At 67.2% G+C, this 22,625-nt stretch carries 20 protein-coding genes; 12 read left to right on the top strand and 8 right to left on the bottom strand.

Annotated features, from left to right (window positions below; all coding sequences use genetic code 11):
* Position 1: 1 nt before the first annotated feature.
* Together ACYU8W_RS09775 and nucS are read right to left on the bottom strand one after the other, a co-directional pair.
* Positions 2 to 1,546 carry a gamma-glutamyltransferase gene (locus ACYU8W_RS09775; protein ID WP_499468661.1) on the bottom strand — a complete coding sequence of 515 codons (1,545 nt, stop codon included), beginning with the start codon at positions 1,544 to 1,546 and terminating at the stop codon, positions 2 to 4.
* The gene (gene nucS / locus ACYU8W_RS09770; RefSeq protein ID WP_129624795.1) at positions 1,546 to 2,241 is read right to left on the bottom strand and encodes an endonuclease NucS; all 696 of its coding nucleotides are present in this window, start codon (positions 2,239 to 2,241) and stop codon (positions 1,546 to 1,548) included. The genes ACYU8W_RS09775 and nucS overlap by 1 nt, the downstream gene beginning before the upstream one ends.
* Before the next feature lie 67 nt (positions 2,242 to 2,308).
* Here nucS and ACYU8W_RS09765 point away from each other — a divergent pair, with 67 nt between their 5' ends.
* Positions 2,309 to 3,970 (top strand): 3-hydroxyacyl-CoA dehydrogenase family protein, encoded by a 1,662-nt coding sequence (locus tag ACYU8W_RS09765; protein ID WP_499468658.1) that lies wholly within the window; start codon positions 2,309 to 2,311, stop codon positions 3,968 to 3,970.
* A gap of 1 nt (position 3,971) precedes the next feature.
* A complete protein-coding gene (locus ACYU8W_RS09760) occupies positions 3,972 to 4,271 on the top strand; it encodes an Rv1322 family protein (protein WP_129624797.1) in 300 nt (99 codons plus the stop codon).
* A gap of 13 nt (positions 4,272 to 4,284) precedes the next feature.
* On the opposite strand, the gene ACYU8W_RS09755 is transcribed toward ACYU8W_RS09760, so the two are convergent.
* Both ACYU8W_RS09755 and mce read right to left on the bottom strand, forming a co-directional pair.
* The gene (locus ACYU8W_RS09755) at positions 4,285 to 4,476 is read right to left on the bottom strand and encodes a hypothetical protein (RefSeq protein ID WP_499468656.1); all 192 of its coding nucleotides are present in this window, start codon (positions 4,474 to 4,476) and stop codon (positions 4,285 to 4,287) included.
* A 93-nt stretch (positions 4,477 to 4,569) separates the two neighbouring features.
* Positions 4,570 to 5,013 carry a methylmalonyl-CoA epimerase gene (gene mce / locus ACYU8W_RS09750; protein ID WP_499468655.1) on the bottom strand — a complete coding sequence of 148 codons (444 nt, stop codon included), beginning with the start codon at positions 5,011 to 5,013 and terminating at the stop codon, positions 4,570 to 4,572.
* Between the two features lie 111 nt (positions 5,014 to 5,124).
* Here mce and ACYU8W_RS09745 point away from each other — a divergent pair, with 111 nt between their 5' ends.
* The 10 genes from ACYU8W_RS09745 (at position 5,125) to ACYU8W_RS09700 (ending at position 15,876) form a co-directional block, all read left to right on the top strand.
* Positions 5,125 to 6,333 carry an acetyl-CoA C-acetyltransferase gene (locus ACYU8W_RS09745; protein ID WP_499468654.1) on the top strand — a complete coding sequence of 403 codons (1,209 nt, stop codon included), beginning with the start codon at positions 5,125 to 5,127 and terminating at the stop codon, positions 6,331 to 6,333.
* Between the two features lie 24 nt (positions 6,334 to 6,357).
* Positions 6,358 to 7,317, top strand: a complete 960-nt coding sequence (gene meaB, locus ACYU8W_RS09740; RefSeq protein WP_499468652.1) for a methylmalonyl Co-A mutase-associated GTPase MeaB — start codon at positions 6,358 to 6,360, stop codon at positions 7,315 to 7,317.
* 17 nt (positions 7,318 to 7,334) lie between these two features.
* Complete coding sequence (locus tag ACYU8W_RS09735; protein ID WP_499468650.1) at positions 7,335 to 9,107, top strand: NAD(P)/FAD-dependent oxidoreductase; 1,773 nt, start codon at positions 7,335 to 7,337, stop codon at positions 9,105 to 9,107.
* A 64-nt stretch (positions 9,108 to 9,171) separates the two neighbouring features.
* Positions 9,172 to 9,486: an NAD(P)H-dependent oxidoreductase gene (locus ACYU8W_RS09730; protein WP_499468648.1), complete on the top strand. Its 315-nt coding sequence runs from the start codon at positions 9,172 to 9,174 to the stop codon at positions 9,484 to 9,486.
* A 19-nt stretch (positions 9,487 to 9,505) separates the two neighbouring features.
* Complete coding sequence (locus tag ACYU8W_RS09725; RefSeq protein ID WP_129624802.1) at positions 9,506 to 9,814, top strand: thiamine-binding protein; 309 nt, start codon at positions 9,506 to 9,508, stop codon at positions 9,812 to 9,814.
* 563 nt (positions 9,815 to 10,377) lie between these two features.
* A complete protein-coding gene (locus ACYU8W_RS09720) occupies positions 10,378 to 11,715 on the top strand; it encodes a cytochrome P450 (RefSeq protein ID WP_499468646.1) in 1,338 nt (445 codons plus the stop codon).
* Positions 11,716 to 11,911: 196 nt separating this feature from the next.
* Positions 11,912 to 12,850 carry a co-chaperone YbbN gene (locus ACYU8W_RS09715; RefSeq protein WP_499468644.1) on the top strand — a complete coding sequence of 313 codons (939 nt, stop codon included), beginning with the start codon at positions 11,912 to 11,914 and terminating at the stop codon, positions 12,848 to 12,850.
* Positions 12,851 to 12,865: 15 nt separating this feature from the next.
* On the top strand, positions 12,866 to 13,858 hold the full coding sequence (locus ACYU8W_RS09710; protein WP_499468642.1) for an alpha/beta hydrolase: 993 nt from the start codon (positions 12,866 to 12,868) through the stop codon (positions 13,856 to 13,858).
* A 5-nt stretch (positions 13,859 to 13,863) separates the two neighbouring features.
* Positions 13,864 to 14,610, top strand: coding sequence for an esterase family protein (locus ACYU8W_RS09705; RefSeq protein ID WP_499468640.1), 747 nt, complete (start codon positions 13,864 to 13,866; stop codon positions 14,608 to 14,610).
* A 27-nt stretch (positions 14,611 to 14,637) separates the two neighbouring features.
* Positions 14,638 to 15,876, top strand: coding sequence for an ATP-grasp domain-containing protein (locus ACYU8W_RS09700; protein WP_141927901.1), 1,239 nt, complete (start codon positions 14,638 to 14,640; stop codon positions 15,874 to 15,876).
* An 83-nt stretch (positions 15,877 to 15,959) separates the two neighbouring features.
* Here the strand turns inward: ACYU8W_RS09700 and ACYU8W_RS09695 are convergent, their stop codons facing one another.
* The 4 genes from ACYU8W_RS09695 to glgB form a co-directional block, all read right to left on the bottom strand.
* Positions 15,960 to 16,511: an AAA family ATPase gene (locus ACYU8W_RS09695; protein WP_499468638.1), complete on the bottom strand. Its 552-nt coding sequence runs from the start codon at positions 16,509 to 16,511 to the stop codon at positions 15,960 to 15,962.
* Positions 16,512 to 16,638: 127 nt separating this feature from the next.
* Positions 16,639 to 18,273 carry a phosphoglucomutase (alpha-D-glucose-1,6-bisphosphate-dependent) gene (gene pgm, locus ACYU8W_RS09690; RefSeq protein WP_499468636.1) on the bottom strand — a complete coding sequence of 545 codons (1,635 nt, stop codon included), beginning with the start codon at positions 18,271 to 18,273 and terminating at the stop codon, positions 16,639 to 16,641.
* A 63-nt stretch (positions 18,274 to 18,336) separates the two neighbouring features.
* Entirely contained in the window at positions 18,337 to 18,483 is a 147-nt protein-coding gene (locus ACYU8W_RS09685) for a hypothetical protein (protein WP_499468634.1), read from the bottom strand.
* 197 nt (positions 18,484 to 18,680) lie between these two features.
* Positions 18,681 to 22,616 (bottom strand): 1,4-alpha-glucan branching protein GlgB, encoded by a 3,936-nt coding sequence (glgB, locus tag ACYU8W_RS09680; RefSeq protein WP_499468632.1) that lies wholly within the window; start codon positions 22,614 to 22,616, stop codon positions 18,681 to 18,683.
* Positions 22,617 to 22,625 lie beyond the last annotated feature (9 nt).

Raw genomic sequence — 22,625 nt, 5'->3', positions numbered from 1 at the left:
CTCAACCGATCGCGGTTGCCGAAGCGCGTCGCGGATCGGCTGCCGCCTGCAGGTCACCGTCGGGACGACGCTTGGCCGCGGCCACTCCGCCGAAGTACATCGCGTGGCGGGCATGCCCGACGTGCGGTGCGTCGATCCGTGCGGCGGCAGCTTCCAGCGCCTGGTCCGGTTCGGTCTCCAGTCGGATCGAGCGAGACGAGAAGTCGACGCTGACATGTGCACGCGGTGCGTTGATCGCGTCCTGCAGCGCGACATCGGACAGGCAGTGGGCAGCGAGTACCTGCATGAGGGCGGTCGTGATGCGGTCGGCGCCCGGACTCCCGATGGCGAGCATCGCGCCGTCGTCGTCCTGCCCGGTGGTCGGCGCCATGTTGGATGCGAGCCGGGTGCCGGGAGCCACCGCATGAATCCCTCGGCGGTTCAGTTCCGGCTCGCCCAGGCAGTTGTTCAGCACGAGTCCGGTGCCGGGCACGGTGACGCCGGAGGAGTACCCGGCGGACGACGTCAGTGCGCACGCGTTGCCGCGACTGTCGACCGCACTCACGTGAGCGGTGTCCGTCGACGTGGGCAAGGTGGTCAGGTCATTGCCTTCCAAGGCGCGCAACAGGTCGGCCCCGGCGATCTCGAGATCCGCGGCGGCATCCAGGCTGCCGGCCCGATAGGTCAACACCTCGCGCTGCACCTGCAGCACGTCGTCCGCGGTGGCCCCGCGTCGCTGGATCAGGCGAAGCATGGTGGCCAGCACCGGCCCGCCGATCGAGGGTGGGGGATTGGTAGCGAGCCGCCACGGTCCGACCCGGTCGACCGTCGCCGGACGCACCCGCGCCTCGTAAGCCGAGAGGTCCTCCAGTGTGATGAGCCCGTCGTTCGCCTGGAGATGATCGGCCACCCGGCGTCCGAGATCCCCGCCGTAGAGCAGCGAAAACCCCTCTGAAGCAAGCAGATCCAGGGTGTCGGCGAGTTCCGGCACAGTGAGCATCGTGCCCACGGTCGCCGGGTGATCGCCAACGAAATGTGCCGTCCGGGTCTGCGGGTCGAATCCGTAGAGCGCCTGGCCGACGATTCCGAGGTAGCTCGCCGCAGCGGCGCCGAGCCGGAAACCGCGGCGTCCGATCTCGATCGCCGGAGCCATGATGTCGGCCCACGATGCACGCCCGTGCCGGGCATGGGCCTCCTCGAAGGCCTTGAACGATCCTGGGGTCGCTACGGAGCCGGCGCCCGCGTAGATCGTGATGCCGCCTCCGTAGTCGAGATCGATCTCGCGCAGGCCACCGCCGAAGCGGGTGCTCGGCAGGCCGCGCCCGGGCATCTCGCAGTTGCCGTCAACGACGATCGGGTCGCCGCCGTCCGGCCAGATGTTCACGAACGCTCCACCCAGCGCAGAGACGATTCCTGGTTCGCTCACGTAGGTGACAAGCATCGCCGCGATGGCAGCGTCCACGGCCGTGCCGCCGAGGTGGATGAGATCGAGACCGGCCTGCGCCGCCAGTGCATTGGGTGCGGCCACGGCGCCGCCGCGGCCCCGGAAGAGCTCGTCCTCGGCCATCAGAACAACCGGGAGTCGGCGTCGTCGATACCGCGAAGCGCATCGTAATCCAGTGTCACGCAACGGATTCCACGATCCTGAGCGAGCGTACGAGCCTGCGGCTTGATGAGCTGCGCCGCGAAAACACCCTCGACGGGCGCCAGCACCGGATCACGGTTCAGCAGTTCGAGGTAGCGGGTCAACTGCTCGACGCCGTCGATGTCGCCCCGACGCTTGATCTCGACGGCCACGGTTGCACCGTCGGCATTACGGCACATGATGTCGACCGGCCCGATCGCGGTCATGTACTCACGTCGGATCAGGGTGTATCCGTCGCCGAGCGTGGTGATGTGCTGAGCCAGCAGTTCCTGCAGCTGCGCCTCCACACCGTCCTTCTGCAGGCCCGGGTCGATGCCCAGGTCGTGGCTGGTGTCGTGCAGCACCTCGTACAGGCGCACGCGCAGGTTGTCCTCGCTCTTGGCGTGCTGGACGAACCACACCTTGTCGACACCTTCGGTGCGCTCGTCGTCCGTCGGATCGAGTTCGACCAACGAGCACGGGGGAGTCATCCAGTTCAACGGCTTGTAGGAGCCACCGTCGCTGTGCACCAGCACGGAGCCGTCAGCCTTGACCATCAGCAGGCGGGTGGCCATCGGCAGGTGGGCGGTCAGGCGTCCGCCGTAATCGACGCTGCATCGGGCAATCACAACTCGCACCGGGGCAGCCTAATGCGGATGGTGACCGGCTCGATCGGGCAGACCGCGGTCTGGGAGACTTCGGGGCATGACGCAGCAGATCAAGTCGGTGGGTGTGATCGGCCTCGGCACCATGGGTGCGGGCATCGTCGAAGTCTTCGTGAAGGCGGGCATTCCCGTCGTCGCGGTCGACGGCACGAAGGAACTTGCGCAGCGGGGCAAGGGCTTCCTGACCGGCTCGCTGGATCGCCAGATCAAACGCGGCAAGCTGGACGAGGAGGGGCGGGACGAGATCGTCTCGCGTGCAACCTTCAGCGATCGACTGAGCGACCTGGCCGACGTCGATCTGGTCATCGAGGCGGTGCCGGAGCGCCTGGAGATCAAGACCTCGATCTTCACCGAGCTCGACGGGATCGTCCGGCCCGATGCGGTGCTGGCGACCAATACCTCGAGTCTGTCGATCACGCAGATCGCTGCTGCGACCGAGCACCCCGAGCGCGTCATCGGCATGCACTTCTTCAACCCCGCGCCGGTGCTTGCTCTGGTCGAGGTGATCACCACGATCCTGGTCGACCAGAAGTTGGTCGTGGCCGTCCGTGACCTCGCCGTCACCCTCGGCAAGAAGCCCGTCGTCGTCGGTGACAGGGCAGGGTTCGTGGCCAACGCGCTGCTGATCACCTACCTGGCCCGTGCGATTCGCACCTACGAGACCGGTCACGTCAGGCGCGAGGACCTCGACGACGCCGCCCGGATCGGCATCGGTTTCCCGATGGGCCCGCTCACCCTTTCCGACCTCATCGGCCTCGACGTCGTCAAGGAGGTCTGCGACGTCCTGTACGACGCCACCAAGGAGCCGTCCGCCGCTCCGCCCGCTCTGCTGCAGCAGATGGTCGCCGCAGGTCGCCTCGGTCGCAAGACCGGCCATGGGTTCTACCAGTACGAGAAGGCCGGCTCGGGCGCTGTCGTCGACGCGCCCGAGCCCGTTTCCGCGCCGAAGGGTGCCTCTCAGGTCGCGGTCATCGGCGAGGGCGCCGTCGCCGACGAACTGGTGCGCGTGCTCGACGAGGGTGGCGTGCAGGCTCTCGCCTACGGATCGTCCTCGGACGAGCTGCCCGAATCGGTCGACCTGGCGTTCCTGGTCGGCAGTGGCTTGACCGACTGCGCGTGCGGCCCGGAGGGCTGTGCCGACGGGGAGTGCGAGTCGCACGAGGAAGGCGCGGCCTGGTTCGGGGATCTCGTCGAGGGACTGTCGGAGGGCACCGTGGTCGCCGTGCTCGACGAGGACGCCGAGTTCCACGCGGCCGGGAGCATCGCGCAGGACGTGCGCCCGGTCGTCGTCCGACTGCACGCAGCCACCAAGGCCGGTCAGGTCGTCGAGATCGGGCGGTCGGGTGAGCAGAGCGCCGTGGACCTGGTCCACGGCACCCTCGCTGCTGCCGGCCTGCGCACGATGGTCGCCCGCGACCGTGCCGGCCTGGTCGTCGACGCGCTGCTGTTGCCGCACCTGAACGACGCGGTCAAGATGGTCGACTCCGGTTACGCGAGCGTCGCCGATGTCGACACCGCGATGACCGCAGGGTGCGGCTACCCGCAGGGCCCGTTCGCCTACATCGACCAGATGGGCGCGGACGCGGTGCTCTTGGGCCTGCTGCGGATGTACGACGAGACCCGCGAGCCGGGTCTGAGCCCCTCACCGTTGTTCGACGAGCAGATGATGAGCGGTCGCGACTTCACGGACACCTCGGCCTGACGTGCCCCGGCGCAACCACCGCAAGGATCGGCCCGAGCGGCCGGACCTGTCCCGGTTGCTCGACGTCGGCGTCCGGATCGACAGCTACCTCGGTCAGCGCTGGAACGTGCGGTCGGTGCGCGGCAACAGCAACGGCCGGGTGTATGTGTGTCCGGGCTGTCAGCAGCAGTTGAGCAGTGCCCTCGCGCATGTGGTGGTGTGGCCGGCCGAAGGGCTCGGTGATCTCACCGACCGGCGGCACTGGCACACGCCGTGCTGGACGGCGCGGGACCGGCGTCCACCGAAGGGATCGTGGCGCTGAGCAGTCCCCGGTGCTAACGCGCCGGATCGGTCCGTTCGGTCTTGTCGTCCTTGCCCAGCATCCCGACGGCGATCCATGACAGCGCGATGACGATCGCACCGATGATCGCGTAGGTCTGCCGGTTGTCGCCGTCGAGAACGGCGAAGCCGACGCCGTAGAGCATCGTGATGGCGAGGGCGATGAAGGTCAGTGTTCTGCGGTCCATGCGCCGAGGATGACCTGTTACCTACTGGTACACGGTGAACGCCACCCGAAAGTCCGCAGAAATCGCGGGTCGACGCGTGCGCGCTGCGGACGCTCAGTGGGACGTGTGCTCGACGAGTTCGACCAGCACGCCACCGGCGTCCTTCGGATGGATGAAGTTGATCCGCGATCCGGCTGTGCCACGGCGTGGCTCGTCGTAGAGCAACCGAAGCCCCTTGTCCCGCAAGGCTTTCGAGACAGCTTCGACGTCCTTGACGGTGTAGGCCATCTGCTGGATACCCGGGCCGGAACGATCCAGGAACTTGCCGATGCTGGAGTCGGGGGACAATGGCGCGAGCAACTGGATGTGCGCGTGCGGCGCCTGAGGGTCGCCGACGGTCATCATCGCTTCGCGGACGCCCTGTTCCTCGTTGGTCTCCTCGTGAGCGAGGGTCATCCCGTAGGTGTCTCGGTAGAACTCGATCGCGGCGTCGAGGTCGGGCACCGCGATCCCGACATGGTCGATGGCTTCGAACAGATGCGACGGCAGCGAACTCATGGCTCCAGACTATGGTGGAAATCACGGCTCGGAGGCCTGATTGCGCCGAGCCGGCAAGGGCGCAGCTGACGCGAACGCCTCATCCATCAACGTCGCTGGAAGTGAACTCGAATGACTGCTGTTGACGACGCTCGTACGCCGGTCCTCGTCGCCGGTGCCCGTACCCCCATGGGCCGGCTGCTCGGCTCGTTGAAGGACTTCTCCGGATCCGACCTGGGCGGTTTGGCGATCAAGGGTGCGCTGGACAAGGCCGGTGTGTCCGGTGACCAGGTGCAGTACGTGATCATGGGCCAGGTCCTGACCGCCGGCGCCGGTCAGATGCCGGCCCGTCAGGCCGCAGCCAAGGGCGGCATCCCGCTGACCGTGCCCTCGCTGACGATCAACAAGGTCTGCCTGTCGGGTGTCGACGCCATCGCGCTCGCAGCACAGCTGATCCGCGCGGGCGAGTTCGACACCGTCGTCGCGGGCGGCCAGGAGTCCATGAGCCAGGCGCCCCATTTGCTGACCAAGAGCCGCGAGGGCTTCAAGTACGGCGACGTCGCGATGAAGGACCACATGGCCTACGACGGTCTGTGGGACGTGCTGACCGACCAGGCGATGGGCAACCTGACCGAGTCGGCCAACACCGCCAACCAGGAGTTCTCCCGCGCCGAGCAGGACGCGTTCTCCGCGCGCAGCCACCAGCTCGCCGCCAAGGCCTGGAAGGACGGACTGTTCGACGACGAGGTCGTCACCGTCTCGATCCCGCAGCGCAAGGGCGACCCGATCGAGTTCAAGAACGACGAAGGTGTTCGCGCCGACACCACCGAGGACTCACTGTCCAAGCTGCGTCCGGCGTTCAGCAAGGACGGCACGATCACGGCCGGATCGGCCTCGCAGATCTCGGACGGCGCGTGCGCCGTCGTCGTGATGAGCAAGGCGAAGGCCCAGGAGCTCGGTGTGAAGTGGCTGGCCGAGATCGGTGCTCACGGCGTCGTCGCCGGTCCCGACTCCACCCTGCAGGCGCAGCCCGCCAACGCCATCAAGGTCGCGTGTGAGAAGGAGGGCATCGCGCCGTCCGACCTCGACCTCATCGAGATCAACGAGGCGTTCGCCGCGGTCGGTCTCGCGTCCACCAAGCAGCTCGGTCTGGACGCCGACAAGGTCAACGTCAACGGCGGCGCGATCGCCATGGGTCACCCGATCGGCATGTCCGGCGCGCGTATCTACCTGCACCTGGCGCTCGAACTCGCCCGTCGGGGCGGTGGCGTCGGTGTGGCCGCCCTCTGTGGCGGCGGCGGACAGGGCGACGCCCTGCTCGTCCGCGTCCCGAAGGCCTGAGTTTCGCTGGCAAAGGATTCGTCGATGAGTCGTCGTCAGGTCGACGTCCCTTCGTTGGTGGAGGCGGCCCGGGGTGGATCTCCCCGGGCCGTCGCCCGTCTCATCACGCTGGTGGAGAACGCCGACCCGCGATTGCGGGAAGTGATGGCGGCACTCGCACCGCACACCGGCAAGGCGCGGATCATCGGTCTGACCGGCTCGCCGGGTGTGGGCAAGTCGACCACCACCAACGCGCTGGTGCGGGCGTTCCGGATCCGCGGGCAGCGGGTCGGGGTGCTGGCCGTCGATCCCAGTTCGCCGTTCTCCGGCGGTGCGCTGCTCGGCGACCGCATCCGCCTGGTCGACCACGCACTCGACCCCGACGTCTACATGCGTTCGATGGCCAGCCGGGGTCATCTGGGCGGGTTGTCCTGGGCGACACCGCAGGCGCTGCGGGTGCTCGATGCTGCCGGTTGCGACGTGATCTTCGTCGAGACGGTGGGCGTCGGGCAGAGCGAGGTCGAGGTCGCGGGCCTCGCCGACAGCGTGTTGGTGTTGCTCGCACCTGGCATGGGCGACGGGGTGCAGGCCGCGAAGGCGGGAATTCTGGAGATCGGCGACGTGTTTGTCGTCAACAAGGCCGACCGGGAGGGTGCCGATGCGACGGTGCGCGACCTGCGCCACATGATTACCCTCGGCGACCGCACCGAGCCGGGTTTGTGGCGTCCGTCGGTGGAGAAGTTGGTGGCCGAGAAGGGCACCGGAGTCGACGATGTCATGGCCGCGCTCGACAAGCACCTCGCGTGGTCGAAGGAAAGCGGAGAATTGGGGCGGCGTCGCACCGCGCGGGCGCGTTCGGAGATCGAGCAGATCGCCCTACGTCTGCTGCGGGCGCGGATGGCGCGGCCTGGCGAGGGCGGCGATCTCGACGACCTCGCCGAGCAGGTGGTGGCCGGCACGACCGACCCCTACGTCGCAGCCGATCGATTGATTGAGAACTTATGACTGACAACGGAATTCGTATGACCATCAAGCCAATGATCCTCGTGGTCGCAGCGCAGTACGCCGAGGTGATGGAGGGGGAGTTCTCCCGCTACAAGCGTGACTATGAGGTGGTGGTCGTGCCGACCCTCGCCGACGGGTTGCGGCAGGCACAGCGGGCGATCGCGTTCAACGGACAGATCGCACTCGTCGCCGCGGAGTCCTGCCTCGCCGACACCCCGGGGCTCGTCGCGCTCGACTGCATCCACGCGCTCAGCCCGACGGTGAAGCGCGTGCTGCTGCTCGGTTGGGGCGAGTTCCGACACACCCGCACGGTGGTGCGCGAGGCTATGGCCGCCGGACGCTTGGACACGCCGTTGACCGTGCCGCGCGGCGTTCGCGACGAGGAGTTTCACACCGCGGTCACCGAGTTGCTGTCCGACTGGGCATGGACCTCCGCCGGCCCCGTGGTCGCGGCCGTCGAACTCGTCTCGCCGCCGGACATTGCGGCGCTCGGTCGGTTGCGTGACTTCTTCGATCGTCAAGGCGTGCCGACCCGCACCTCCAGCCCCGACAGCGAGGTCGGGCTCGAGATCATCGAACAGCTGCGTAGCACCGGTCACGAGGGTGAGATCGATTACCCGCTGGTGAGCTCACCGTTCGGCGGGCTGGCGCAGAATCCCACCATCGCGCAGGTCTCGACCTACTTCACCGACACCTCGACCGACCTGTCCGCCGAGGTGTTCGACCTGCTGATCGTCGGCGGCGGCCCGGCCGGGCTGGCCGCCTCGGTCTACGGTGCGTCCGAAGGTTTGCGCACGGTCGTCCTCGACTCCGATGCCATTGGCGGACAAGCGGGTTCGAGCTCGATGATCCGCAACTACCTGGGCTTTCCGCGTGGTATTTCCGGCATGCGGCTGGCGCAGCGGGCCCGCACCCAGGCATCGCGCTTCGGCGCCGACCTGCGGTCGGGTTGCCGGGTCAACGGCGTCGAGCTCGGCACCGACGGAACTCCGCACGTGCTGCTCACCCCGCAGGGACGCGTACGTGCGCGGGCCCTGCTGGTGGCCTCGGGAGTGAAGTATCGCCGGATGGGTGTGCCTTCGATCGACGAGCTCGTCGGGCTCGGGGTCCACTACGGTGCGGCCACGTCGGCGGCGCGGGAGTGCGCCGGCGGTCACGTGGTCGTGGTGGGCGGTGGCAACTCGGCCGGTCAGGCCGCGGTGCATCTTGCGAAGTTCGCGCGCGTGGTCACCATCGTGGTGCGTCGCGCCGACCTGACCGAGACGATGTCCGACTACCTCATCCGTGAGATCGAGGCCAACCCGCGCATCAAGGTCGCCGGCAACGCCGAGGTCGTCGATGCCGGGGGATCGGGCCACCTGGAGTGGCTGCGCATTCGCAACAACGTCACCGGCGAGGAGTTCACCAAGGAGGCTTGCGGGCTGTTCATCCTGATCGGGGCGCACCCCTGCACCGACTTCCTGCCCGATGAGGTGGCTCGCGACGGCGCCGGTTATGTGCTCACCGGACGCGACGTGCCGATGGATACCTGGCGAAACGGCTGCCCGCCGGCGCCACTGGAGACCACCGTTGCGGGTGTGTACGCCGTCGGTGACATCCGATCCGGTTCGATGAAGCGGGTCGCGTCGGCCAGCGGAGAGGGCGCGGCTGCGGTGCCGTTGGTGCACGAGTACATCGCGGCGGTGTCCGAGGGATTGATCTCCGGCGACACTTCTGTCGATGACACTGCCGACACTGCCGACACGGTCGGCGCGGTCGGAACGGTCGGAACGGTCGGAACCACCGCCTGACCAGAGCATGGTGTGCGCGTGCCGGCAGCCGCCGCGAGGTGCTGCCGGCACACGCACAGGTCCGGTGCTGCTGTTCGCGCCGGCCAACAACGGCACGCTCAGCGCCGTGCTCAAGAACGCGCTCGACTGGGCATCGCGGCCGTACCGGCGATCCTCGTTGCGGGACAAGCCGATTGCCGTCGTTACGGCAGCGCATGTGGCCGACACCGTGCAGGAGCACGCCCATCTGGTGGCCACCGTCGCGGGGGCCGCTCCAGTGCAGCCGTCGGCGCTCTTCGCGCTCAAGGAACTCGACCTCGACGACACCGCCGTGCACGACGCCCTGACTCGCACGCTCGTAGCGCTGGAGCAGGCGGCGCGCAAGGTGGCCGCCGCGTGAGCCCGCCTAGAGTGAAGGGATGCTCTTCGCCTTCTCCGTCGCACCGTCCACCACCGACGACCCGAACGGTTCGGTGAGCCGCGCCGTCGCAGACGCGCTCGCGGTCGTTCGCGACTGCGGCCTTCCGTATGAACTCGGGTCGATGTTCACCACCATCGAGGGGGAGTGGGACGAATGCATGGACGTGATCAAGCGTGCCACCGAAGCCGTCATGGCCACCAGCCCACGAGTTGGTCTCGTCGTCAAAGCCGACCTCCGTCCCGGCCACACCGGGCAGATCACCGCAAAGGTCGCCCGCGTGCAGCAGCATTGGGCGGGCGACGGATGAGCCTTTCGGAGTACCAGATCCGGCGTCCCCGAATGACGGACGCGGACGCGCTGGGCCGGGCACACGTCCAGATCTGGCGCGAGGCGTATCGAGGGCTGATGACACACGAGGCTCTCGCGGCGCTTGATCCAGGCACGCGCGCCGACCGCTGGCGCACGATCATCGAGACCACGCCGCCGCAGCGTCGCACGTTCGTGGCCGAGCACCGGGACACTGCAGAGCTGGTCGGCTTCATTACGGTCGACGAATCCCGCGACGAGGATCCGCCCACGCCGTTGGAACTGTGGGCGCTCAACGTGGTTTCGGCACACCACGGCACCGGCGTCGCTCAGGCNCGTCGCTCAGGCTCTGGTCGATCGGGCGCTGGGGCGCAGGGCCGCGCATCTCTGGGTGGTCGACGGCAACCACCGCGCGCAGGCGTTCTATCGCCGCAACGGGTTCCGCGACGACGGCGGCCGCAAACGCGATGACGACCTCGGCGTCGACCTGATCAGGATGTCGCGCACGTGAGCCAGTTCACCCAGAACCCACTACAGGCGTAGAAGGCGCCTTAGCATCGGATCATGAAGGTCGATCCGAAGTTCGCGGTCCGATGGTCGTTCGAGCATGCGCTGCCTCGCAATCTCGTGCGCGTCGCGGCCAAGCGCGGGGATCTGCAAGCGCGCCTGTTCTTCGCTGCTGAGCGGCACGAGACGGCCGCACTCGCCGACATCTTCGCCGAGGTGCAGGCCAGTGGGCCGATGGTTCCGACACGGCTGGGCTACATCACCGCCGATCACGCTGCGGTGCGACAAGTTTTGTCCTCCAACGATGTCCGCACCGGCTTTCCGCTGAACACCGAGACCCGCACCGGGCGCCTCCTCGACTGGGCGAAGATCGACTTCCTGCACCCACTGCGTCCGCCCTCCTTACTGGCGACTGAGCCGCCGGACCACACGCGCTACCGCAAGCTGGTCACCCGCGTCTTCACGGCCCGCGCCGTCGAAGCCCTCCGCACCCAGGTGCAGCAGATAGCCGACGATCTCCTCGACGATCTCGAGGGTCGACCCGAGGTAGACCTCGCTCAGGATTACTGCGCCAAGTTGCCGGTGATCGTCATCTCGCAGATCCTCGGCGTGCCGGCGCCGGATCACGACTACGTGCTGAAGCTGGGCACCGGGGCCGCTCCCAGTCTGGACTTCGGGCTTTCCTGGCGGGCTACCCAGGATGTCGAGGCGGCTCTGCAGGAGTTCGACGCCTGGCTCGACCAGCACATCGAACGATTGCGCAGCAATCCCGGCAGCGACCTCATGAGCCAGCTCGTCGCCGTCCGCGACGAACAAGGGGCCCTCAACGACATTGAGCTGAAGTCGACGGCCGGCCTCGTCCTCGCTGCGGGTTTCGAGACGACCGTCAATCTCATGGGCAATGCCATTGCCCTCTTCGAGGACAACCCGGCCGAGTTGAGGCGACTGCGCGAGGAGCCGGAGCTGTGGCCCAACGCCGTCGACGAGGTGCTCCGGATCGATCCGCCAGTGCTACTTACCGGACGAAGTACGTTGCGCGACAGCGAGATTGCGGGAGCCAGAACTCGGCGCAACCAGTTGATTACGGCGGTGCTCGCCGGAGCCAATCGTGACCCGAAGGTGTTCGTCGACCCCGACACGTTCGATGTCGCGCGCGAGAATGCTCGCGATCACCTCTCCTTTTCCGCCGGTCGGCACTTCTGTCTCGGCGCGGCGCTTGCGCGGATGGAGGCCGAAGTCGGTCTTCGCTCGCTCTACGAGCGGTACCCTGGCCTCCGCCTCCTGCCGGGGCGGGAGCGGCGCACGACCCGAGTCTTACGCGGATTCGAGCATCTGCCGGCAAGAATCGGGGCGGCACGACGGAGTTCGAACTCGCTCAGCGTGGCACCTGTGTGACGACACCAGCGTGACCCAGCCGTGATCGACTTCACACCGCTTGGCGGAGACGAAGGTGCCTGCGTCGTCGTGACCACGCACGACCTGCAGGCCGCCGCAGTGGCGGACGTCGAGATCCACCTTGACGACGGACGGATGGAGTGGATCCGCGGGATGCCCATCTGATCGGCACCTGTGGATCGGTCACAATGGGCGCATGTCCAACAATCCGCTCAACGCTGCCGCTCTGCGCGGCGCGGTCGACCTGTCCGCTCTCGCCAAGCCTGCTCGCCCGGCGGCACCGCCCGCCGGCGCACCGACCTCGGCAGCGGGCGGCTCGTACGTCGTCGAGGTCGATGACCGTAGCTTCAACGACGCCGCCCAGCAGTCGATGCAGGTGCCTGTTCTGCTCGCGCTGTGGTCCTCGAGCCAGCCGCAGAGCCGTGCACACGTCGACGCGCTCGCTGCGATCGTGAACAGCTACGGCGGACGGTTGCTGCTCGCGGTCGCCGACATCACGCAGGCCCTGCAACTGCGTCAGGCCCTGCAAGTGCAACAGGTACCGATGGTGCTCGCGATCATCGGCGGTCAGCCGCTGCCGTTGTACGTGGGGGAGCAGTCCGACGAGAACGTCCGCGCGGTGCTCGACCAGGTGTTGCAGGCTGCCCAGCAGAACGGCATCACCGGTCGCGTCCAGGGCGCTGCAGATGCTCCCGAGCCGGACGATGCCGAGGAAGAACACCTGAACGAATATCACGAGAAGGCGTACGAGGCCATCGAGACCGGCGACTATGACGCCGCTATCGCCGCCTATCAGGCTGCGCTGCAGGCGAATCCGGACGACGAGGACGCTCGCCTGGGAATGGGTCAAGTGACCCTGCTGAAGCGCACCGAGGGTGTCGATCTGCAGCAGGCACGGGCTGCTGCCGCCGACGCTCCGACCGACGTCGCCAAGCAGACCACGGTCGCCGATCTCGACGTCCTCGGAGGTCACATCGAGGACGCGTTCGCCCGGTTGATCGACCTGGTGAAGGCCACCTCCGGCGACGAGCGCAACCAGGCCCGCGAACATCTCATCGGCCTCTTCGATGTCGTCGGTGCGACCGACCCGCGGGTGAAGAAGGCGCGCACGTCGTTGATGTCGGCTTTGTACTGATCGGTCCCGAGACCCGTGCCCACGTTTCGGCTGCCCGACCCCGACCGACGTTGGTCGCAGGTCAGCCTGGACGCGGGCCCGGTCGGGGGACCGTGCCGGTTCGTCGACGGAGGGTGGGAGCGCACGGTCTCGCCCGACGGAATCCAGCGGTTGGAGTTCGCCTTCGGCGTCGGACGCCGCGGCAGGAGGGTGCTCAATCCGGACTACGACGTCGTCGAGACCGACTTCGGTCCGCGTTCGGTGTGGCATCGCAGCGATTACCGGGAACCAGGTTGGTTGAGCGCACCCGTGACACCGGGACGGCTGACGACGCTCGAACTCCCCAGCGCCCTCGCCGCCCCTCTCACGGTGCGAATGTGGACACCGTCCGGATTGCGTTCACGTGACCCGGCGCCGGTGCTGTGGTGCCACGACGGCTCGGGCTATCTCGACCACGCCCGGATCGACCGATGGGCGGGGTCGCACATCGCCGCAGGCACCCTTCCCGCATTTCGGATCGTGCTCGCCGACGCATCCCGCCGGATGCAGTGGTACTCCGGTTCGCCCGGTTACCTGCGGACGGTTCGACGCGCGCTCGGCGCGCTGCAGGAACGCTTTCCCAGCGACGCGCCGGTGGCCGTCGCCGGCGCCAGTCTCGGCGGGCTCACCTCGATGCTCGTGGGCATGCGTGATCCCCGCGTCGGTGTGGTGTTCAGCCAGTCCGGATCGTTCTTCGACGCACGGATCGACAAGAGCGACAACGCATTCCGCTGGTTCGACCGCATCACGAGGGAGGTCGCCGGCATCAGCGCGACCACCGTCCGCAACGACCTGCACATCGGGATGGTCTGCGGTGCCCGTGAAGGTAACGAACGGCTCAACGAGCGACTCGCCCTGGGGCTGATGAACAGCGGTTGGGACGTGGCGTACGAGAGGTTCAACGACCTGCACAACTGGACCGGTTGGCGCGACAGTCTCGACCCGATGCTGCCGAACCTCTTGCGCGAGGCGTGGAGTGCGGTTGGATGACACACGTGTCAGGTGAACGCGTCGAACTCCAGGTCCCCGGCACCGAGGAGTCACTCGGTGTGATCCGCCATGGCCACTTCGGTCGTCCCGTGCTCGTCTTCCCGAGTGAGGCCGGCCGGGCGGAGGACTTCGCGAACAACGGCATGGTCGCGGCCGTGCAGGACCTCGTCGATGCCGGGCGGGTCAGCTTCTTCTGTGTGGACTCCCTCGACGGGTGGAGCTGGTCGGCCGACGAGCACCCCACCGAGGAACGTGCGCTTCGCCACCAGGTGTACAACCGTTGGCTGGAGGAGGCTGTGCTGCCCTACATCGAGCAGCAGCTCGGCACACGGCTGCCGATGATCACCGTCGGTGTCTCGATGGGCGCCTTCCATGCGGTGCACTTCGCACTGACGCACGCGCAGGCGGTCAGCCTCGGCATCGGACTCTCGGGCAACTACGACGTCACCACCTGGCACGGGTGGGGCGAAACCGGTGACGCGACGTACTTCGCGAACCCGATGCATTACGTCGCCGGCATGGAAGGTGAGCATCTCGACTGGATCCGGCAGCACGCGTCCGTGCTCCTGGTCGTCGGGGAGGGCCCCTTCGAATGGCACCCGACCCGGTCCCTTCCCTCAACCCGTGAATTCGCCGAACTGTTGGCACGCAAGGCAATTCCCCACGAGCTTGATGTATGGGGCCACGACAGCGCCCACGACTGGCCCTGGTGGCAGAAGCAGTTGGCCCATCACCTGCCCCGCTTCTGCTGACCACCGCCTCGACGAAGGAGACATCGAATGTCCGAACACCTCATCGGTCTGCTGCTCGGCGCGGAAGAGGACTGGCCCCAGGCGTTCGAGGAACTCGTGCGCCGGGTCGGCCCGATCACCGCACCCGACGGGACGACGCACGACATCCGCACGGAGCGAATGACGATCGAGCCGTTCAACCTGCGCGATCGTCCGCGCACCGACCTTGTCATCGACCGGCTCGCGCACTGGTACTACCACCCGCGCGAGTGGCTGAAGAAGGTCGCGCTGATGGACGACGTCTACCTGATGAACAGCCCGTTCACCTTCCAGGCGATGGAGAAGCACGCGGCGTATTGCGCGTTGATGCGCATGGGGATGAACGTGCCCGAGACCGTCCTGGTGCCGTACAAGAACCCGCTCGACAACGTCCGTTGGGCGTACACGTCCAGCAAGTACAACCGGTCCTTCGACCTCGACTCGGTTGCTGCCGAACTCGGTTACCCGATGTTCATGAAGCCGTTCGACGGCGGTGCCTGGCGCGGTGTGTCGATGATCCGTGACGAGCGCGATCTGCACGCGGCGTACGACGAGTCCGGCGAGATGCTGATGCACCTGCAGAAGGCCGTCGACGGTTACGAGGTGTTTGCCCGGGCGCTCACCATCGGGCCGGAGACGATGGTGATGAAGTTCCGGCCGGACGAGCCGATGCACAACCGCTACGAAGTCGCCTACGACTTCCTGTCGCCGGAGGTCGGCGCCGAGGCCCGCACGATCGCGCAGACGGTCAACGCGTTCTTCCGCTGGGAGTTCAACAGCTGCGAGATGTTGGTCAAGGACGGAGTCGTGTACCCGATCGACTACGCCAACGCCTGCCCGGACGTCGCGATCACCTCGCTGCACTACTACTTCCCGTGGGCGATCAAGTCGCTGCTGAAGTGGTCGATCTTCTGCATGGTCACCGGGCGCAAGGCGAAGACACTGGTCGACACCGAGCCGTGGTTCGAGGTCGCCGACAAGGATGTTCCGTACAAGGCGAAGCTGGAGCGCTACCAGCAACTGGCCGACGAGCACTTCGAGACCGAGAAGTACCGCGAATTCTGCGAGCAGAGCCTCGGCCACGTCGATGAGATGGTGCTCGATTGGGTGCTCTCGGACGACTTCGACCGGCTGCTGGTCGAGACGGTCAAGTCGACCTACCCGCCGCACGAGCACGAAAAGTTCCTCGGCCACTTCCGCGGGCTGACCGGTCTGTGGGCCAAGGACGAGGCCAAGATCCTCGGCTGATCTTCGCGAACCCACTGATCAACCGAACTACTGAGCCCACTCGGCGGGTTCGGCGAGAAGTAGTAGGTTCGCGGGCGCTCCCGTCAGTCCGTCTCGGCGACGATGAGTGCTTGGTCGAGATCGCGCAGGATCGTGGTGACGGCCATCGCATTCGACATCGTGCTGGTGTCGAGCCACAGCCCGAGGCGGCCGGTCTGGTGCTCGAGGACGTTCCAGTGATCGAGCGTGGTAAGTCCGTCGTCAGGAATGCTCTGGTCGCGCACGGGTGATCGCTCCCCAACGACATCAGCACAGGGATGCAGTACGACCAGATGGACCGGTTCGGGTTCGGCGAGCTCGAGGAAGTCGTCGAGACGGTCGCCGATGATGTCGTCGGCAATCACCGCGTCGAATCCCGCGGACCGGTAGACGTCGGCGAGGGTCAGGGCTCCGGCGTACCGCAGCAGCAGCTGCTCGATCGCTTCGATGCTCGGTGGCTGCGAGATCACTTCCTTCCCGCTGACCACGGTGTCGCCGATCAAGTCGCCGTCGACGAACACGGCTTTGGCCAGTGCCTGCGCCAGCGCCCGTCCGACGGTGGTCTTGCCGGCACCGGGGATGCCGGTGATGACGAACAGGCGTCCTTGCTCACTCACGTTTCCAACCATTCCAGTACCGAAAGTCCGCAGGCTCGCGGGGGTGACCCGCGAGTCGTGCGGACGGTCACGAACGCAGGTGTCCGCGGGTTTGCTCAATTGACCCGCGAGTTCTGCGGACTTTCGCTCAGGAGCCGAGGGCGGTATCGACGATCTGCTTGGCCTCGTCCTGCACCCGCTTGAGGTGGTCGGCACCCTTGAACGACTCGGCGTAGATCTTGTAGACGTCCTCCGTGCCCGACGGACGCGCGGCGAACCACGAGCTCTCGGTGACGACCTTGAGTCCTCCGATTGCCGCACCGTTGCCCGGGGCCTCGGTCAACTTCGCGGTGATCGGCTCTCCTGCAACGGAATCCGCAGGGACGTCGTCGGGGGAGAGGGCCCCGAGCTTCGTCTTCTGCTCACGATCGGCCGGTGCGTCGATGCGCTCGTAGGCAGGTGCGCCGAACTTCTCGGTGAGCTCGGCGTAGTGCACGCTGGGGCTCTTGCCGGTGACAGCCTGGATCTCCGAGGCGAGCAGCGCCAGCAGGATGCCGTCCTTGTCGGTGGTCCAGACGGTGCCGTCCATGCGCAGGAAGGACGCACCGGCGGATTCCTCGCCACCGAAGCCGACGGAGCCGTCGAGCAGGCCGGGCACGAACCACTTGAAGCCGACCGGCACCTCCCACAGGGTGGCGCCGATCGACTCGACGACGCGGTCGATCATGGACGAAGACACGAGGGTCTTGCCGACCCGGTCGCTCTTCCAGTTCGGCCGCGCTCCGCCGTAGAGGTACTGGATCGCGACGGCCAGGTAGTGGTTCGGGTTCATCAGCCCGGCGTCCGGAGTGACGATGCCGTGCCGGTCGGAGTCGGCATCGTTGCCGGTGGCGATGTCGTACGTGTCGCGTTGGGCGATCAGGGACGCCATCGCGTAGGGGGAGGAGCAGTCCATGCGGATCTTGCCGTCCCAGTCGAGCGTCATGAACGGCCAGGCGGGGTCGACGTCCGGGTTGACGACGGTCAGGTCGAGACCGTGGCGTTCGGCGATCTCGGACCAGTACGCGACCGACGCGCCGCCGAGCGGGTCGGCGCCGATCCGGACGCCGGCCTTGCGGATCGCTTCGATGTCGATGACGTTGGGCAGGTCGTCGACGTAGGTGCCGAGGAAGTCGTATCCCTTTGCGGCAGAACGGGCGTCGGCCGTGCGGCGCACACCGTCGAGGCCGGCCTTCAGGTAATCGTTGGCGGCTGCGGCGATGACCTTGGTGGCATCGCTGTCGGCGGGTCCACCATGCGGCGGGTTGTACTTGAAGCCGCCGTCGGCGGGCGGGTTGTGCGAGGGCGTCACCACGATGCCGTCGGCCAGACCCGGGCCTGTGGTGCGACCGCCGTTGGCGCGCAGGATCGCGTGGGAGACAGCGGGGGTCGGAGTGAAACCGTCGCGGTCGTCCACCAGCACCTCGACGTCGTTCGCGACGAGCACCTCGAGCGCCGTCGCCCACGCGGGTTCGGACAGAGCGTGGGTGTCACGGCCGATGAACAGCGGCCCGTCGTAGCCCTTGTCTCGGCGGTAGTCGGCGATCGCCTGTGTGGTCGCGAGGATGTGCGCCTCGTTGAACGCACCCTTCAGCGACGACCCGCGGTGCCCGGAGGTGCCGAACACCACCTGCTGGTCGACGTTCTCCGGGTCGGGCGACACGTCGTAGTACGCCCCGACGAGAGCGTCGATGTCGGTCAGATCCGAGGACTGGGCAACCTGGCCCGCGCGTTCGTGGCTCATGCCTTCAGTCTGTCAGCCGTGCGCCCGTGTGTGCGGGCGCACGGCTGACAGGCGTCAGGCCGATCAGCCGAGGCGGACGTGTCCTGCCGGCAGCGGACGCCAGGGGAGGGTCTGCGTCGTGAACGCGTGGTTGATGAGCGACTCCTCGTGCGGCCAGACCTTGGCCCAGCCGGCCTGCCAGTACGGGCGACCGGCCCAGTTCAACGCCACTCGTCGCAAACCGTCACGCGACGACGCAGCCATCGAGATCGAACCGAAGCCGCCACCGTCTTGCCCGAACAACGGCTGCGTGCCGCCGGCGGGACAGGTGCCTTGAAACGCCTTCCGGGAGAAAGAGATCGCTCGTACCGGATTCGGTACGAGCGATCTCTGTCGGCACTTCCCGGGGTTATGGCCGGGTATGCCGGCTATCCGACATCGGTGGACTTCACGGACGTCGTCCCGGAGCCGTCGCGGTCGTTGCCCTCGGTGGGTTCGGGTTGGGAGATCTGGTCGACCTGGACGGACTCGGAGTCGTCGCCCGAACCGACCACGGCTCCGGCCACCAGCTGCGCACCCTCGTCCGCTGTCGTCACCGGTTGTGTGGCAGCGGCCACGGTGCGCTGTTCGGTGGCGTCGTCGGCGTCCGCCGCGGGAGCCAGGAACCACAGCGTCGACAGCGGCGGGAGGGTGATCGTCGCCGAGTAGGGCAGACCGTCGAACGGTTCTTCGGTCGCCTCGACGGCACCGAGGTTGCCGCGCCCACCACCGCCGTAGTGAGCGGCGTCGGTGTTGAGCACCTCGCGCCAGATCCCCTTGCGGGGCAACCCGACTCGCTTATCGGCGTGCTCGACGCCGGAGAAATTGGTGATCGCCAGCAGGACGTCACGCTCCTGCTCGTCACCGCGTCCCAGACGCAGGTAGGAGTAGGTGTTGCCCGACTCGTCGTCGGCATTGACCCAACGGAAACCCTCGCCCGTGTTGTCCTGGCCCCAGAGCGCTTCGTGCTCCTTGTAGACGCGGTTGAGGTCCTTCACCAGGGCGTGCACGCCCCAGTGAGCAGGCTGGTCGAGCAGCCACCAGTCGAGGCTGCGGCCGTCGGCCCACTCCGACTCCTGTGCGAACTCCGAACCCATGAACAGCAGTTGCTTGCCGGGGTGGGCCCACATGTGGCCGAGCAGTGCCCGCAGGTTCGCCAACTGCTGCCAGCGATCACCGGGCATCTTGCGCAGCAGCGAGCCCTTGCCGTGCACGACCTCGTCGTGGCTGATCGGCAGCACGAACTGCTCGCTGAACGCGTACACCAGACCGAAGGTCAGCTTGTGGTGGTGATGACCGCGGTTGATCGGGGCCTCGGCGAAGTAGTCGAGGGTGTCGTGCATCCAGCCCATATTCCACTTGAACCCGAAGCCGAGGCCGTCGGCGCTGGTCGGCTTGGTGACGCCGGGCCAGGAGGTCGACTCCTCGGCGATCATCACCGTGCCCGGCACACGCCGGTACGCGGTCGCGTTCGTCTCCTGCAGCAGTTGGACTGCTTCGAGGTTCTCGCGGCCGCCGAATTTGTTCGGGATCCACTCGCCGGGATTGCGCGAGTAGTCGAGGTAGAGCATCGAAGCCACACCGTCGACGCGCAGACCGTCGGCGTGGAACTCCTGCAACCAGAAGATTGCGTTGGCGACCAGGAAGTTGCGCACCTGGGGGCGACCGAAGTCGAAGATGTAGGAGCCCCACTCGTTGTGCCAGCCCTTGCGGGGGTCGGGGTGCTCGTACAGCGCGGTGCCGTCGAACTTCGCCAACGCCCACTCGTCGGTCGCGAAGTGACCTGGCACCCAGTCGAGGATCACGCCGATTCCGTTGCGGTGCAACGTGTCCACCAGGTATTTGAAGTCGTCGGGTGAGCCGAAGCGGGAGTTCACGGCGTAGTAACCGGTCACGTGGTAGCCCCACGACGGCGGGTACGGGTGCTCCATCACCGGCATGAACTCGACGTGCGTGAAGCCGAGGTCCTCGACGTAGTTGACCAGGTGCTCGGCCATGTCGCGGTAGCTCATGCCCTGACGCCACGAACCCAGGTGCACCTCGTAGATGCTCATCGGGCCGTCGTGCGGGTCGTTCTCGAGGCGGTGCTCGAGCCATTCCTCGTCCTGCCACTCGTAGTGGGAGTCGACAACGATGGACGCCGTCGCCGGAGCGGTCTCGGCTTGCTGCGCCATCGGGTCGGACTTGCTGCGCCAGACGCGGTCGGCGCACAGCACGGAGAACTTGTACCGGGTACCCGCACCGACACCGGGGACGAAGATCTCCCAGACACCGGTGCCGCCGAGTCGACGCATCGGATGGGCGAAACCGTCCCACTGGTTGAAGTCGCCGATCATCCTGACACCCAATGCATTCGGGGCCCACACGGCGAACGAGGTACCGGTGACCTTCCCGGCCGGACCGTCGTAGGTGCGAACGTGGGCACCGAGGGTGTTCCAGAGTTCCTCGTGACGGCCTTCGCCGAGCAGGTGCAGGTCCATCTCACCCAGCGTGGGCAGGAAGCGGAACGAGTCGTCGGCGACGTGCTCGACGCCGTCCTCGTAGGTGGTGACGATGCGGTAGTCGGGTTCCTGGTCGCCGTCGATGCGCGCCGACCAGATGCCTTCGGTGTCGTGCTCCATCGGGACGCGTGAACCGTCCTCGAGTTGTACCTCGACGGTCCTTGCGAGCGGACGCAGCGCCCGGACGTAGACGCCGTTCTCATCGCGCTGCCCACCCAGGACGCTGTGCGGGTCGGTGTGCACGCCACGCAGCACCGCCGCTGCGGCGTCGGGGTCGAGGCGCGGCGGGGCCGGCCGATCGACGGTATCGGTATCGGTATCGGAGTTCACAGCAGTCTCCTCGCTGTTGATGACGGACGCGGTGCCGTCGGCGGGCGCGGCCGAGTCGGTGGAGTTGTCTGCGAGCAGACGGTCGAGCGCGCCCACCGGGATCGGCAACCAGGTCGGACGGTTCTGTGCTTCGTAGAGCACCTCGTACGCGGCCTTGTCGGCCTCGAAGACGGTGACGAGCGGCGCGTGATCGGCCAGGCGGACACCGGACGCTCCTTCATAGCCGGCCAGGAACGCGTCGCGGCAGGCGGCGGCCCAGTCGGCCCGGTCACCGTCGACGGAGGCGGCGGCGTAGTCGAACGAACGAAGCATCCCCGCGACATCGCGCAGCGGGCAGTCGAGGTTGTTGCGGTCGCCCAGCGGACGTAGTGGCTCGCCCTCGAAGTCGAGCAGCACCCATCCGCGGTTCGGTACGTCGAGCACCTGGCCCAGGTGGTAGTCGCCGTGGATACGTTGCAGCGCAGGCCAGTTCGCGTCCTTCGCGCTGTCGAGCAGTTGCTCGAAGCGAGCACGGTGCCGGTTGATGTCGGAGTGCACGCGCGCCGCGACGTCGAACCGGCGGCGCATCTCGGCGACGACTGATTCAGCCCGCGCCGGAGTGACCGTCGCGGTCGGCATCGCATCGGCGAGCACGGTGTGCACCTCGGCGGTCGCGACGCCCAGAGCCCGGGCGTTCGCCGACCAGTCGGTGCCTGCCTCGGCGGCCTCGAGTGCCTCGCGCCACGCGTCCCGCACGTCGGGCAGGAATTCCTGCACAAACGCCAGGTGGCCGGCGGCGTGGCCGGTGCCGATCGTGTTGTCCGGCCACTGGCCGGTGAGATAGCCGATCGTCGCGGGCACCCGATTCGAGCCCTCGGCGGAGATCGCCGATTGCAACACGACGTCCGGGTTGAGGCCGTCCTGCAGCACGCGGAACAGCTTCACGATGACGGTGCGTCGATCGCCGGCGCGGTCCTCGGTGTCGATGATCATCGAGGTGTTCGACTGCTCACCCGACAACACCTTGGTGTTGACCACGATCGGCATCCTGCGGCCGCGAGTACCGCTGCCCTGTACCCGAACCGACGCGGGCAAGACACCCTGCGGACGATCCTGGGTGCCCTCCTCGAACTGCACATCGGCGTGCCGGCCGCCGGTCACGATCGTTTCCAGCAGCGCGGTGACGAACACCGGGTCGTGGCAGCCGTCGTACACCCAGCGCGTGCCCAGGGTCGAGTGTTCGGTGGTGCCGACCAGTGCGCGCTCTGCACCCTCCAGTGGGGCGCCACGGTAGGTCAGCGGCACCTGGAACAGGGTCGGCTGCGCACCGGAGGTGTCGAGCACCAGCGACACCTCGACCCCGACCTCGCCGGCAGGATCGTCGAAGCGATAGCTCCCGATCACCGACAACGCAGGCGTGCCGGATTTGCCTGTGTACCAGCGCTGCTCACCGATCCAGGCCTCGATGAGTTCGTTCTTCGACGGCTCGAGGGTCGCCTTGTGCAAGATGGCCATCAGGTATCA

This window comes from Yimella radicis (genome assembly GCF_054778255.1).
Note: the sequence above shows the minus strand (reverse complement) of the source record. Positions and strands in the feature narration are given on the sequence as shown.